The 12,593-nt window shown below is 62.9% G+C and carries 11 protein-coding genes (1 of these 11 running past the window's edge); 6 read left to right on the top strand and 5 right to left on the bottom strand.

Annotated features, from left to right (window positions below):
• Nucleotides 1-3: 3 nt before the first annotated feature.
• The gene (gene hisB / locus ACEPP2_RS07045; protein WP_077548729.1) at nt 4-609 is read right to left on the bottom strand and encodes an imidazoleglycerol-phosphate dehydratase HisB; all 606 of its coding nucleotides are present in this window, start codon (nt 607-609) and stop codon (nt 4-6) included.
• A gap of 181 nt (nt 610-790) precedes the next feature.
• Here hisB and hslV point away from each other — a divergent pair, with 181 nt between their 5' ends.
• From hslV to ACEPP2_RS07020, 5 genes are all read left to right on the top strand, one after another.
• Nucleotides 791-1,315, top strand: a complete 525-nt coding sequence (gene hslV / locus ACEPP2_RS07040; RefSeq protein WP_152341515.1) for an ATP-dependent protease subunit HslV — start codon at nt 791-793, stop codon at nt 1,313-1,315.
• 68 nt (nt 1,316-1,383) lie between these two features.
• Nucleotides 1,384-2,691 (top strand): ATP-dependent protease ATPase subunit HslU, encoded by a 1,308-nt coding sequence (gene hslU / locus ACEPP2_RS07035; RefSeq protein ID WP_142586725.1) that lies wholly within the window; start codon nt 1,384-1,386, stop codon nt 2,689-2,691.
• A 182-nt stretch (nt 2,692-2,873) separates the two neighbouring features.
• Entirely contained in the window at nt 2,874-3,803 is a 930-nt protein-coding gene (locus ACEPP2_RS07030; RefSeq protein ID WP_395516177.1) for a DUF1402 family protein, read from the top strand.
• Nucleotides 3,804-3,846: 43 nt separating this feature from the next.
• Nucleotides 3,847-5,250, top strand: coding sequence for a cytochrome P450 (locus ACEPP2_RS07025; protein ID WP_395516176.1), 1,404 nt, complete (start codon nt 3,847-3,849; stop codon nt 5,248-5,250).
• Between the two features lie 75 nt (nt 5,251-5,325).
• The gene (locus ACEPP2_RS07020; protein ID WP_395516175.1) at nt 5,326-7,497 is read left to right on the top strand and encodes a malate synthase G; all 2,172 of its coding nucleotides are present in this window, start codon (nt 5,326-5,328) and stop codon (nt 7,495-7,497) included.
• Nucleotides 7,498-7,556: 59 nt separating this feature from the next.
• Here the strand turns inward: ACEPP2_RS07020 and ACEPP2_RS07015 are convergent, their stop codons facing one another.
• Nucleotides 7,557-8,219, bottom strand: coding sequence for a L,D-transpeptidase (locus tag ACEPP2_RS07015; RefSeq protein ID WP_281976952.1), 663 nt, complete (start codon nt 8,217-8,219; stop codon nt 7,557-7,559).
• A gap of 173 nt (nt 8,220-8,392) precedes the next feature.
• Between ACEPP2_RS07015 and ACEPP2_RS07010 the strand changes: the two genes are divergently transcribed.
• Entirely contained in the window at nt 8,393-8,881 is a 489-nt protein-coding gene (locus tag ACEPP2_RS07010) for an MmcB family DNA repair protein (RefSeq protein WP_395516174.1), read from the top strand.
• Nucleotides 8,882-8,884: 3 nt separating this feature from the next.
• Here ACEPP2_RS07010 and ACEPP2_RS07005 read toward each other — a convergent pair whose 3' ends face one another.
• The 3 genes from ACEPP2_RS07005 to hrpB all read right to left on the bottom strand — a co-directional run.
• Nucleotides 8,885-9,460 (bottom strand): ActR/PrrA/RegA family redox response regulator transcription factor, encoded by a 576-nt coding sequence (locus tag ACEPP2_RS07005; protein WP_395516173.1) that lies wholly within the window; start codon nt 9,458-9,460, stop codon nt 8,885-8,887.
• Between the two features lie 66 nt (nt 9,461-9,526).
• Complete coding sequence (locus tag ACEPP2_RS07000; RefSeq protein ID WP_395516172.1) at nt 9,527-10,870, bottom strand: ActS/PrrB/RegB family redox-sensitive histidine kinase; 1,344 nt, start codon at nt 10,868-10,870, stop codon at nt 9,527-9,529.
• Between the two features lie 47 nt (nt 10,871-10,917).
• Nucleotides 10,918-12,593, bottom strand: partial view of an ATP-dependent helicase HrpB gene (gene hrpB, locus ACEPP2_RS06995; protein WP_395516171.1) — the 3' portion only. It continues 811 nt past the right edge of the window; the window shows 1,676 of its 2,487 coding nt (coding positions 812-2,487); its start codon lies off the right edge, out of view — the gene reads right to left on this strand; it ends in the stop codon at nt 10,918-10,920.

Raw genomic sequence — 12,593 nt, 5'->3', positions numbered from 1 at the left:
CGCTCAGACCAGCGTTCCCTTCGTGGAGGGGACACGGCCTGCCTGGCGCGGGTCGATCTCGGTTGCCGTGCGAAGGCAACGTGCCACCGCCTTGAAGCAGGTCTCGGCGATGTGGTGGTTGTTAGCGCCGTAGTAGTTGAAGATGTGCAGCGTGATGCCGGCATTCTGGGCGAACGCCTGGAAGAATTCACGCACCAACTCCGTATCGAAGCTGCCGATCTTCGGGGAGCTGAACTCGACATTCCAGACTAGGAAGGGTCGGCCCGACAGGTCGACCGCTGCCTTGGTCATCGTTTCATCCATGGCGAGATCGAGCGAGGCATAGCGCGTGATCCCGCGGCGGTCGCCGAGGGCCCGGGAGATCGCCTGGCCGATCGCGATGCCTGTATCCTCCACCGTGTGGTGGTCATCGATATGGAGGTCCCCCTCGACCGCGATCTCCATGTCGATCAGCGAGTGGCGGGCCAACTGGTCGAGCATGTGATCGAAGAAGCCTACGCCCGTCGAAATCTGCGAAGCTCCCGTTCCGTCGAGATTGACGGTGACGGAGACCGACGTCTCGTTCGTCTTGCGGGAAACCGAGCCCGTACGTGCGGCGATTTCGGCCATTTTGTGCTCCATGCGAGTGTTGTGCGCTCCATAACAGGCGGACCGCCAAATATCCAGCAAAAGCAGGCATGCATTCGGATACGGTCGGCTTGATTTGCAATCATGCGATCCCCGCTTACATAGGCATCAAAAGGGCGCAAAGCCTCCAACGCAAGGAGCCTTCGAGGCAAACGGGTAAAGAATGACAACGATTATAACAGTCCGGAAGGGCGGCAAGGTCATCATGGCTGGCGATGGCCAGGTGAGCCTCGGCCAGACAGTGATGAAGGGCAATGCCCGCAAGGTCCGCCGCATCGGCAAGGGTGAGGTGATAGCCGGTTTTGCCGGCGCAACGGCGGATGCCTTCACGCTGCTCGACCGGCTGGAGAAAAAGCTGGAGCAGTATCCTGGCCAGTTGATGCGGGCTGCCGTGGAGCTCGCCAAGGACTGGCGGACCGACAAGTATCTTCGCAATCTCGAGGCGATGATGCTGGTGGCTGACAAGACCATCACGCTCGCCGTCACCGGTAATGGTGATGTGCTGGAGCCCGAGCACGGGACGATCGCCATTGGTTCTGGTGGGAACTATGCGTATGCCGCCGCGCGGGCACTGATGGACAGCGACAGGTCGGCGGAGGAAATCGCCCGCACCGCGCTCGATATCGCCGCCGAGATTTGCGTCTACACGAACCATAATCTCGTCGTCGAGACGCTGGACGCCGAGTAACGACATTCAGGAATGGGTCCCCGCCCGGGCTTTCGTGAGTCGGGCGGCAGGAACGCCAAGAGGACATCATGACAAATTTCTCCCCCCGCGAGATCGTCTCCGAACTCGACCGTCACATCATCGGGCAGCACGATGCCAAGCGCGCCGTGGCTATCGCCTTGCGTAACCGCTGGCGTCGTCAGCAGCTCGACGAGAGCCTGCGCGACGAGGTGATGCCGAAGAACATCCTGATGATCGGCCCGACGGGCGTCGGCAAGACCGAGATCTCGCGGCGTCTGGCAAAGCTTGCCGGTGCGCCCTTCATCAAGGTCGAGGCCACCAAGTTCACCGAGGTTGGCTACGTCGGCCGCGATGTCGAGCAGATCATCCGCGACCTCGTCGAGGTCGGCATCGGCCTGGTGCGCGAGAAGAAGCGTGCCGAGGTGCAGGCGAAGGCGCATATGAGTGCCGAAGAACGTGTCCTCGATGCGCTGGTTGGCCCAACCGCGTCGCCGGCAACCCGCGACAGCTTCCGCAAGAAGCTCCGCAATGGTGAGATGGACGACAAGGAGATTGAGATCGAGGTGGCCGACAGCGGTTCAGGCATGCCCGGTTTCGAAATCCCGGGCATGCCCGGCGCCAATATCGGCGTCCTGAACCTCTCCGAAATGTTCGGCAAGGCCCTCGGAGGCCGTACCAAGAAGGTACGAACCACCGTCTCCAAGTCCTATGGCGAACTCATCCGAGATGAATCCGACAAGTTGATCGACAACGAGGTCATTCAGCGGGAGGCCGTACGCGCGGTGGAAAATGACGGCATCGTCTTCCTCGACGAGATCGATAAGATCGCAGCCCGTGACGGCGGTCTGGGCGCCGGCGTCTCGCGTGAGGGCGTGCAGCGCGACCTCCTGCCGCTGGTCGAAGGAACGACGGTCGCAACCAAGTATGGGCCGGTCAAGACAGACCATGTGCTCTTCATTGCCTCCGGCGCCTTCCATGTGGCGAAGCCTTCGGATCTCCTGCCGGAGCTGCAGGGCCGTCTTCCGATCCGTGTCGAACTGCGCCCGCTGACGAAGGAGGATTTCCGCCGCATCCTGACCGAGACGGAGGCAAGCCTTATCCGCCAGTACAAGGCGCTGATGGAGACAGAGCAGCTAAGCCTGGACTTCACCGAGGACGCCATCGATGCGCTGGCCGATGTCGCTGTCCATCTGAACTCATCGGTCGAGAACATCGGCGCCCGCCGCCTTCAGACGGTCATGGAGCGGGTGCTGGATGAAATCTCCTTCAACGCACCTGATCGAGCTGGCAATACTGTGATGATCGATGCCGATTATGTGCGGGAGCATGTAGGAGATCTCGCAGCCGATACGGATCTGTCACGCTATATCCTGTAGCGCGGCAGCAACGCAGGCGAGGGATCTAGTGCATTTGACGTCAAGTTGATGTACACCGCCTCGACATGACGCCGGCCGATCGCTTAAAGGCTGGCGTCAACTCCGATGAAGCGAGCGAGTCGGGCGCGCCGGTCCTGCCGACATGGCCTGCCACGATTGCCCGAGTCTGCAGGTCCGACATCTTGAAACGACTTCTACTCGCCCTTGTCCTGGCGCTGAGCACTATACCGGCGGCTGATGCTGCTGGTCTTCGTGCGGTCCCGGAAGGCAATCGCCACGCCGAACAGCCGAAGGTGCCGGGCGCATCCGTCCGTCGCACCCAGGCCGGCCGCACCACCTTCGACCTCAAGTACGAGAAGATCCGTGACCTGCTGTCCGGAGATCGTGCGTTGATCGCCAAGATCAAGGCCACTGCGGCCGACTACCGGCTGGACCCGATCCACATGATCGGCGCGATCGTCGGTGAGCATACTTACAATGTCGACGCCTACGACCGGCTCCAGTCCTACTACATCAAGGCGGCTGCCTATGCCGGAGATCGCTTCCGCTTCGGGCACGGTGACGAGTCCATCAGCGAGTTCGTTGCCCGTCCTGAATTCCGTCAATGCGAAGGCAAGGCGGATTCCTACAGTCTGTGGACCTGCCGCGAGGTTGTGTGGGAGAAGGAGTTCCGTGGCCGTACGGTCGGCGGCATCGCCTTCCCGGACAACCGTTTCAGCGCCGTCTTCTTTCAACCCTTCTACGCCGGGCAGACTTTCGGCCTCGGACAGGTGAACCCGCTGACCGCGCTGATGCTGTCGGACATGGTAGCCAAGTCGTCCGGTTATCCGAAGCTCGACGAAAACGATGCGGCGGGGGTCTACGAGGCGATCATGGATCCTGACAAGTCCCTGGCCTATATGGCTGCGGCGATCCGCAGGTCCATTGATGATTATGCATCCATAGCGCGCGTGGACATATCGACCAATCCCGGCATAACGGCGACCCTCTACAATACGGGCGGTTCGGCACAGCGTGCCGCGGCGCTGAAGGCGCGCGGCGGATTGCCGGAAGAAAACTACTATGGCTGGCTCGTCAACGATAAGCTCGAAGAGTTGAAATCACTGCTCTGAGTCCTGATATTCCTGGTTTGCCACCAGTTTCAGGAGGGCTTCGATGGATATGCGCCCCGAGCCGTTCGTTCCGCCGGCCCCCATTCCCCGTACGGTACCGCCATCCCGGCTGGAGATCATCCGGACCGTGTTCAACAACCCCCTGGAACTATGGGGGGAACCGTCCTACACGCTGCCATGGATCGAGACGAAGTTCCTCAAAGAACGAACGATCATCGTCAACGACCCGGGCCTGATCCGGCATGTCTTGGTCGACAACGCAGCTAATTACGAGATGTCGGAGATACGCCAGCTCATACTGCGGCCGATCCTGAGGGATGGCCTGCTGACGGCGGAAGGGCCTGTCTGGAAGCGCTCCCGAAAGGCCATGGCGCCGGTGTTCACGCCGCGGCATGCCCGCAGCTTTGCCGACCAGATGCTCCGCAAGTCGGAGGACTACGTCAGTAAGTATTCAGGGGTAGGCGAAGAGGGAGAGGTTTTCGACATCTCGGTCGACATGACCGAGATCACCTTCAACATCCTGTCGGAGACGCTTTTCTCGGGCGAGATCGTCACCGAGAGCAACGACTTTTCGGAGGATGTGGACAGCCTGCTCCACCGTATGGGCCGCGTCGATCCCATGGACCTTCTGCGTGCCCCGCCATGGGTGCCGCGGTTGACGCGGATCGGCGGAAAGCGTGTCCTCGGCAAGTTCCGTGAAATCGTCGCGAAGACCATGGCTCTCCGCCAGAAGAAGATGCGCGAGAACCCCGATCACGTGCCGCAGGATTTCCTCACGCTGCTGCTGGAGCTTGCCGGCCCCGACGGTCTCACCATGAACGAGATCGAGGACAATATCCTGACGTTCATCGGCGCTGGCCACGAGACAACGGCAAGGGCGCTGGCATGGACGCTCTACTGTGTCGCCAACAGCCCGCAGATCCGCGAGCGGATGGAAACCGAGATCGACGAGGTCCTGGCGTCCGGCGCTGAGCCGGTCGAGTGGATGGACCGCATGCCAATGGTGAGAGCCGCCTTCGAAGAGGCCCTGCGGCTCTACCCGCCGGCTCCATCGCTGAACCGTGCAGCAATCGCCGATGATGAATGGACCAGTCCGGACGGAAAGACCGTTCGGATCAGGGCCGGGGTGACGGTTCTCATCATGCCTTGGACGCTTCACCGCCACCAGCTTTACTGGGATAATCCGCGCGCCTTCATGCCGGAGCGTTTCCTGCCTGAGAACCGCGGCAAGATCGGGCGCTTCCAGTACCTCCCCTTCGGCGCGGGGCCCAGGGTCTGCATCGGCGCCACGTTTGCGATGCAGGAGGCAGTCATCGCGCTTGCCGTCCTGATGAGCCGCTACCGTTTCGACATGACACCCGATACGAAGCCCTGGCCGGTCCAGAAGCTGACGACCCAGCCGCGCGACGGCCTGCCGATGCGGGTCACGCGGCGCGTTCGCCCATAGGCGCATTGACAGCGGCGGCTGCCCGCGCAAATTGGCACGGATAATCCAACAAAAATGGCACAGGAGGAGGCCTGCATGGCACGCATCGACAAGAACGGGATCGCAATCGACGAGAAGCTGCACGACTTCCTGGTGCAGGAGGCGATCCCGGGCACCGGTGTCGATGTGGAGCGCTTCTTCTCGCAACTCGCACAGATCATCCACGACCTGGCGCCGAAGAACCGTGCGCTGCTCGCCAAGCGCGACGAGATGCAGGAAAAACTCGACGACTGGTACCGCCAGAACGGCGCGCCGGCCGACCTCGCCGCCTACGAGGCGTTTCTGCGCGAGATCGGCTACCTCCTGCCGGAAGGTCCAGCTTTCACGGTCTCCACCAGCAATGTCGATCCCGAGATTGCGGAGATTGCCGGACCGCAGCTCGTCGTTCCCGTGATGAACGCCCGGTACGCCCTCAACGCGGCGAACGCCCGCTGGGGTTCGCTCTACGATGCGCTTTACGGCACGGATGCCCTTCCTGAGACGGATGGTGCCGAGAGGGGTAAGGGTTACAATCCTGCCCGTGGAGCGAAGGTTATCGCCTGGGCGCGGTCCTTCCTGGATGAATCTGTCCCGCTTTCAGGCGCCAGCTGGAGCGACGTGACTGGGCTCGTCGTGACCTCGGGCAGATTAACGGCGGCGGGACCGGAGGGGCGTACGGTCGAGCTCTCAGACCCCGCTCAGTTTGCCGGCTACACGGGCGAACCGTCACAGCCTCAAAGCCTGATCCTGCGCCGCAACGGCCTTCATGTTCAGGTGCTGATCGATCCGACCACCGCGATCGGCAAGGAGGATCCGGCAAAGATCTCGGACGTGCGGCTGGAATCGGCAATCACGACGATCATGGATTGCGAGGATTCGGTCGCCGCCGTCGATGCCGAAGACAAGGTGCTGGTCTATCGTAACTGGCTCGGCTTGATGAAGGGTGATCTCCAGGAGGAGGTGACCAAGGGCGGCAAGACGTTCGTCCGCAAACTTGAGCCGGATCTTGCCTTCACGGCGGCCGAAGGCACGTCGGCAAGCCTCAAGGGCCGGTCGCTGATGCTGATCCGCAATGTGGGTCATCTCATGACCAACCCCGCCATCCTCGACCAGGAAGGTCGTGAGGTGCCGGAAGGCATCATGGACGCCATGGTCACTGCGCTCATCGCCCTGCACGACATCGGTCCGGAAGGTCGCCGCCAGAACTCGCGCCTCGGCTCCATGTATGTGGTGAAGCCGAAGATGCATGGCCCGGAGGAAGTGGCCTTCGCCTGCGAGATCTTCGCACGCGTCGAGGAGGCGCTCGGCATGCCTGCAAACACGATGAAGATGGGCATCATGGACGAGGAACGACGCACCACGGTGAACCTCAAGGAATGCATCCGGGCGGCCCGCGAGCGCGTGGTCTTCATCAATACCGGCTTCCTCGACCGGACCGGCGATGAAATCCACACCTCCATGGAGGCTGGTCCGATGATCCGCAAGGGTGACATGAAGCAGGCGGCCTGGATCAGCGCTTATGAGAACTGGAACGTCGACATCGGTCTCGAATGCGGTCTTTCCGGCCATGCGCAGATCGGCAAGGGCATGTGGGCCATGCCGGACCTGATGGCGGCCATGCTCGAACAGAAGATCGCGCATCCCAAGGCGGGCGCCAATACGGCCTGGGTTCCGTCTCCGACCGCCGCGACGCTGCATGCAACGCATTATCACAAGGTCAACGTGGCGGAGGTGCAGGCAGGGCTGAAGAGCCGGAGCCGCGCCAAGCTTTCCGACATCCTCTCCGTTCCGGTGGTGCCCCGTCCGAACTGGACGCCGGAGGAGATCCAGCGCGAGCTCGACAACAATGCCCAGGGCATCCTCGGCTATGTGGTCCGCTGGATCGATCAGGGCGTCGGCTGCTCGAAGGTGCCGGACATCAACGACATTGGGCTGATGGAAGATCGCGCGACGCTGCGCATCTCGGCCCAGCACATGGCTAACTGGCTCCATCACAAGGTGGTAGGCGAGGAGCAGGTTATCGAGACCATGAAGCGCATGGCGGCGGTCGTCGACGGCCAGAATGCCGGCGATCCGCTCTATCGCCCGATGGCGCCGAACTTCGATGATTCGGTAGCCTTCCAGGCGGCCCTCGATCTGGTGCTGAAGGGACGCGAGCAGCCCAACGGCTACACCGAGCCGGTGCTGCATCGGCGCCGGCTGGAACTGAAGGCAAAGCTGCAGGGATAAAAAGAGAAGAGGCCGCCGGATCGCTCCGGCGGCCTCTTCGATTAAGACGTGGTCGTTCCTTACTGGATCACGACGACCTTCGAGTTCCGGCCGGGCCGCACGCGATTGTAGAGGTCGATGACGTCCTGGTTCATCAGGCGAATGCAGCCGGAGGAGGCCGCCGTGCCGATCGAGGACCATTCCGGCGTGCCGTGCAGACGGAAGAGCGTATCCTGTCCCTTCTCGTTGAAGAGATACATTGCCCGGGCACCGAGGGGGTTGTTGAGGCCCGGTCCCATGCCGGCCTCCACATAGCGGGCGACGTCCGGCTTGCGCTCGGCCATTTCCTTCGGCGGATGCCAGGTGGGCCATGCCTGCTTCCAGGCGACATAGGCCTCGCCGGACCACGAGAAGCCCTGCTTGCCGACGCCGATCCCGTAGCGGACGGCCTTGCCGCCCGGCAGGACGTAGTAGAGAAAACGTTCTCGCGTGTTGACGACGATCGTGCCTGGCTTCTCCTGCGTGGAATAGGATACGATCTGCCGGTGGAACTTCTTGTCCAACCGGCTGATCGGGATGGCCGGAAGAGCATACCCGGCATCAGTCACCGTGCCGTAGGAATCGGTGAAGATCTTGCTGGTTTCGATGCGGGTAACTTCTGTGGTGTCGGACGTCGTGGAGCATCCGGCCAGGGCAAGGCTTGCCAGGAGGCCGAATACCATCATGCTTGTGCGGCTGCGCATGGAGTTCCCTTGAAAATGGGTGAGCGACGCAGACGAAAACCGTCTTTGTTCCCGCGTTATTTTCGAATAGGTTTGCCTTGGCAAGCCGCGCCGCGCGTTGGAGGGCAGCCAACGCCACGATTGGCGGCGACACTGCCTTTTTTGCAACAAGTTCACCTGCCTAAACGGACCGCATGACCCTCGTCAGCATAGCCAACGACAATCCGCTCATTGATGGCCGTCAATCGGCACGGGCCATGATGGTCCGTCGGGGCCTGCAGATCCTGCTTGACGAGATGCGCCACGCGACGCTGCCGGAACTGGTATTGGCGAACGGACGCCGTGCCGACCTGGTGACGGTATCGGAGAAGGGCGAGATCTGGATCATCGAGATCAAGACGTCGGTCGAGGACTTCCAGGTCGACTGCAAATGGCCAGACTACCGCGCCTATTGCGACCGGCTGTTCTTCGCCACCCATCGGGAAGTGCCGCTCGACATCTTCCCCGAAGAATGCGGGCTCCTCCTCTCGGACGGCTACGGCGCGCACCTCATGCGCGACGCACCTGACCACCGGCTGGCGCCGGCGACACGAAAGTCGTTGATGCTGAACTTCTCCCGCGCCGCCGCCCGGCGGCTTCTGATGGCGGAATGGGCCACCGGCACGAATTTTTACGAGACCTAGTCTCTATTTCGGTGCCCGCTTGGCGAGGATCCGCTGCAGCGTCCGCCGGTGCATGTTCAGCCGACGCGCCGTCTCCGAAACGTTGCGTTCGCACATCTCGTAGACGCGCTGGATGTGCTCCCACCGCACCCGATCTGCGGACATCGGGTTTTCGGGAACATCCGCCTTCTCGCCGGGCCGCTGCGTCAGCGCATGAAAGATGTCGTCCGCATCGGCTGGCTTGGCAAGATAATCGAGAGCGCCAAGCTTCACCGCGGTGACGGCCGTGGCGATATTGCCGTAGCCGGTCAGGACGATTGCCTTGGTGTCCTCCCTGAGTTGCCGGATGGCCTCGATCACATCAAGACCGTTGCCGTCGCCAAGGCGGAGATCGACGACCGCATACTTGGGAGGCCGCGCCTTCGACTTGGCAATGCCTTCGGCCACCGATTCGGCGACCTCGACCGCGAAGCCTCGCCCCTCCATGGCCCGTGCCAGGCGCCGCAGGAACGGGCCGTCGTCATCCACGATCAGAAGCGTCGGATCAGAGCCGATCGCCTCGTCTGGATTGGCAACTGAAGGGGGTGTCTCTCTTTCCATCTCTTCTCTCCAGAAGCGTCACACCGTCATAACGCCTGCAAGCGCGTTACGGACCACGTGCCGCTGCTAACCTTCCTCGAGCATGGCGCGCGGCCATTCGATCCTGATCCGCGCTCCCGGCTCGTTCCCGCTGCGGTTGTCGAATGTCAGTCGGGCGCCGGACCGTTCCAGCAATGTCTTGGCAATGAACAGACCAAGCCCCAGGCCGCCCGCCCGTTCAACTTCCTTGTTTCGTTTTGTCATATAGGGTTCGCCGATGCGAGATAGAATATCCGGCGAATAACCGGTCCCATCGTCCTCGATGATCAAGACGACCCGCTCGCGGTCATGCTCGACCGTCAGCGTCACCTGGCTGCGGGCATAGTCGACCGCGTTCTCGACGAGATTGCCAAGGCCGTAAAGAATGCCCGCGTTGCGCAGGCAGACGGGCTCCGTCGCACGGTCGCCGCGCTCGTCGAGCGCAATCTCGATGCCGAACTGGCGGTGCGGAGCGATCACCTCCTCGATCATGGAGGAAAGCGGCAGGCGCCGCATGTGCTCTTCGCTCGCCGCGGAAAGGGAGGTCAGCCGCTGCAGGATGTCGCGGCATCGCTCGCTCTGGCTGCGAAGCAGCTGGACATCCTCGCGCAGGCGCTCGTCGGTGCCGAACTCCCGCTCCATCTCCTTTGCCACGACGCTGATGGTGGCAAGCGGCGTGCCCAGCTCGTGGGCGGCTGCCGCCGCAAGTCCGTCGAGCTGCGACAGGTGCTTTTCCCGCTCGAGTACCAGTTCGGTCGCTGCCAGAGCGTCGGCAAGCAGCGTCGCTTCGTTGGAGACGCGATAGGCATAGAAGGCCGCAAAACAGGTCATCGAGACGATAGCGCACCAGATGCCGACCAGCATGACCGGCTGGAGCCGAAGGGTCTCGCCTGGATACCAGGGGAGGGGATAGGGGGAGAATGCCAGCGCCGTCGTGCAGGCCAGCGCCAGAAGCAGCAGCGGGATCGCGTGTCGAAGCGGCTGCGAGGCGAAAGAAATGATTACCGGCACGCAGATCAGCGGAGAGAACGGATTGGCGAGGCCGCCGGTGATGAAGAGCAGCGATGCCATCTGCAGGAGGTCAAAGCTCAGCAGTGCGAGTGCCGCCTTCGGCCCCAGACGATGCGTCGAGGGGAACCAGAGCGACAGCATGATATTTGCGAGCGCCAGCGCGCCGATCAGGAATGCTGCCTGCAGCAAGGGCAACGGGAAGGCGAGAAGCAGGTCAACGGCAAGCACGGTCACTGTCTGCCCCGCCACTGCCAGCCATCTGAGCCGCACCAGCGTCTCCAGGCGGAACTTGCGGCTGATGGGTCGCGAGTTGAAATCCCGCGGCGGGGAAATGTCCAGATCCTTGCGGCTTACCGTCGTTGCTGCTTTTCGAATGGTCATCTGCGGCCTTTACGATCTCGCTGCGTCACCGCAGAGGCGGCATACTGTCACGTCCCGCGCGGTTTGGCACGATGGGTAGGCTTCGCTTCGGAAGGATCTTCGGGCCAGGAATGCTTCGGATAGCGACCGCGCATCTCGGCCCGGACATCCTTCCAGGAGCCTCTCCAGAAGCCGGGCAGGTCACGGGTGGTCTGGATCGGACGGTGCGCTGGCGAGGTCAACTCCAGCAGAAGCGGCAGGCGTCCGCCTGCGACCGCCGGATGCGTCTTCAGGCCAAACAGCTCCTGAACGCGGATTGCCAGCACCGGCTCGTCACCGTCATAGCGGATCGGATGCCGCTGCCCGCTCGGGGCCTCGAAATGGGTGGGTGCCAGCGCATCGATCTGACGTTGCAGATCATGCGGGATGAGCGAGCGCAAACCCTCCGTCAGGTTGCCGGGACGGATGTCATCCAGGCCGGTGGTGTCGCCCTGGAAGGGGACGAACCACGCCTCCAGGTGCCCCAGCAGGCCTTCGTCCGAGACATCCGGCCACGGTTCGCCAATCGTCCGGTGCAGGAAGCCGAGCCGCTGGCGAAGATGCCGGGCATCCTTGGAGAAGGGAAGGGCCGCAAGCCCCAGTTCCCGCACGCCTTGTGCCAAGGCCAGCGCGGCCTCCTCTCCTGACGGCCGAGGAAGGGGTGCCTCCTCGAAGATGATTGCTCCGAGACGCGTGACCCGCCGCGCGCGTACCTGCCGGCTCTGCCGGTCGAAGAAGCATTCGTCGTCGCGTATGATGGAAGAGCCGAGGCCCTCCATGACCTCCTTCCGGCTCACGGCCGCCGCAGAGAGGATCCGCCCCCGCGCAGCCCGCCCGGTGAGGTCGGCAACGACCAGCATGGACTCGCCCGCAAGCCGCTCGATCTCCGGCAGCTCCGCACCTCGTCCGCTTGCCATCACGAACCGTCCGCGCCCGCCGCGCTGGAGTGCCACCCGATCCGGATAGGCATACAGGAGCATCCTCCCCGCGGTGGTGGAGGTTTCTATCCTTTCGCCTTGCGGCAGGCTGCCTGCTATGCGAGACGCCAGCCCCCGCGCGGCCTGCGCCCTTGGGCTCCGGTCATTGCGGAAGCGCCGGAGACGCTCGTCGAGATCGATGTCGCTGCCGCCGAGCCCCTGCTCGGTAAGCAGGACAGCCAGTTCGCTCGCCTCCCGCCCCAGACCGTCGCCGGCCGCAGAGATCACCATCGACGCAAGACGCGGCGGCAGGGAAAGCCGGCGCATCAGCCTTCCTTCGTCCGTCAGCGAATATCCTGCATCGATGGCGCCCAGTTGCGCCAGTAGCGTGCGGGCTTCCAGGAGTGCTGCGGCCGGTGGCGGATCGAGGAACCGCAATGTCCCGGCGTCCTTCACCCCCCAGTGGGCTAGGTCCAAAGCCAGTTGCGAGAGATCGCTGGAGAGGATCTGCGGTGGCGTGAAGGCGGGCAAGGCCGCCGTCTGGCCAGCATGCCAGAGCCGGATCGCGATGCCAGGCTCGGTGCGACCGGCTCGCCCGGCCCGCTGGTCGGCCGAAGCACGTGAGACGCGCACCGTCTCCAGCCTGGTGATTCCCGCGGAAGCCTCGAAGGCCGGAAGGCGCTGCAGCCCGCTGTCGATGACGATCCGCACCCCGTCTATGGTGATCGACGTTTCCGCGATCGAAGTTGCGAGCACGATCTTACGGTGACCTGCAACACTTGGACGGA

This window comes from Pseudorhizobium flavum (genome assembly GCF_044142885.1).
GTDB lineage: Bacteria > Pseudomonadota > Alphaproteobacteria > Rhizobiales > Rhizobiaceae > Neorhizobium > Neorhizobium flavum.
The sequence above is the reverse complement of the archived record's forward strand: the minus strand, read 5'-3'. Positions and strand labels throughout refer to the sequence as shown.

Bases quoted from the DNA above. Each gene is read 5' to 3' on its own strand.
- hisB (WP_077548729.1), bottom strand. From the start codon at position 609: ATGGCCGAAATCGCCGCACGTACGGGCTCGGTTTCCCGCAAGACGAAC.
- hslV (WP_152341515.1), top strand. From the start codon at position 791: ATGACAACGATTATAACAGTCCGGAAGGGCGGCAAGGTCATCATGGCT.
- hslU (WP_142586725.1), top strand. From the start codon at position 1,384: ATGACAAATTTCTCCCCCCGCGAGATCGTCTCCGAACTCGACCGTCAC.
- ACEPP2_RS07025 (WP_395516176.1), top strand. From the start codon at position 3,847: ATGGATATGCGCCCCGAGCCGTTCGTTCCGCCGGCCCCCATTCCCCGT.
- ACEPP2_RS07020 (WP_395516175.1), top strand. From the start codon at position 5,326: ATGGCACGCATCGACAAGAACGGGATCGCAATCGACGAGAAGCTGCAC.
- ACEPP2_RS07015 (WP_281976952.1), bottom strand. From the start codon at position 8,219: ATGCGCAGCCGCACAAGCATGATGGTATTCGGCCTCCTGGCAAGCCTT.
- ACEPP2_RS07010 (WP_395516174.1), top strand. From the start codon at position 8,393: ATGACCCTCGTCAGCATAGCCAACGACAATCCGCTCATTGATGGCCGT.
- ACEPP2_RS07005 (WP_395516173.1), bottom strand. From the start codon at position 9,460: ATGGAAAGAGAGACACCCCCTTCAGTTGCCAATCCAGACGAGGCGATC.
- ACEPP2_RS07000 (WP_395516172.1), bottom strand. From the start codon at position 10,870: ATGACCATTCGAAAAGCAGCAACGACGGTAAGCCGCAAGGATCTGGAC.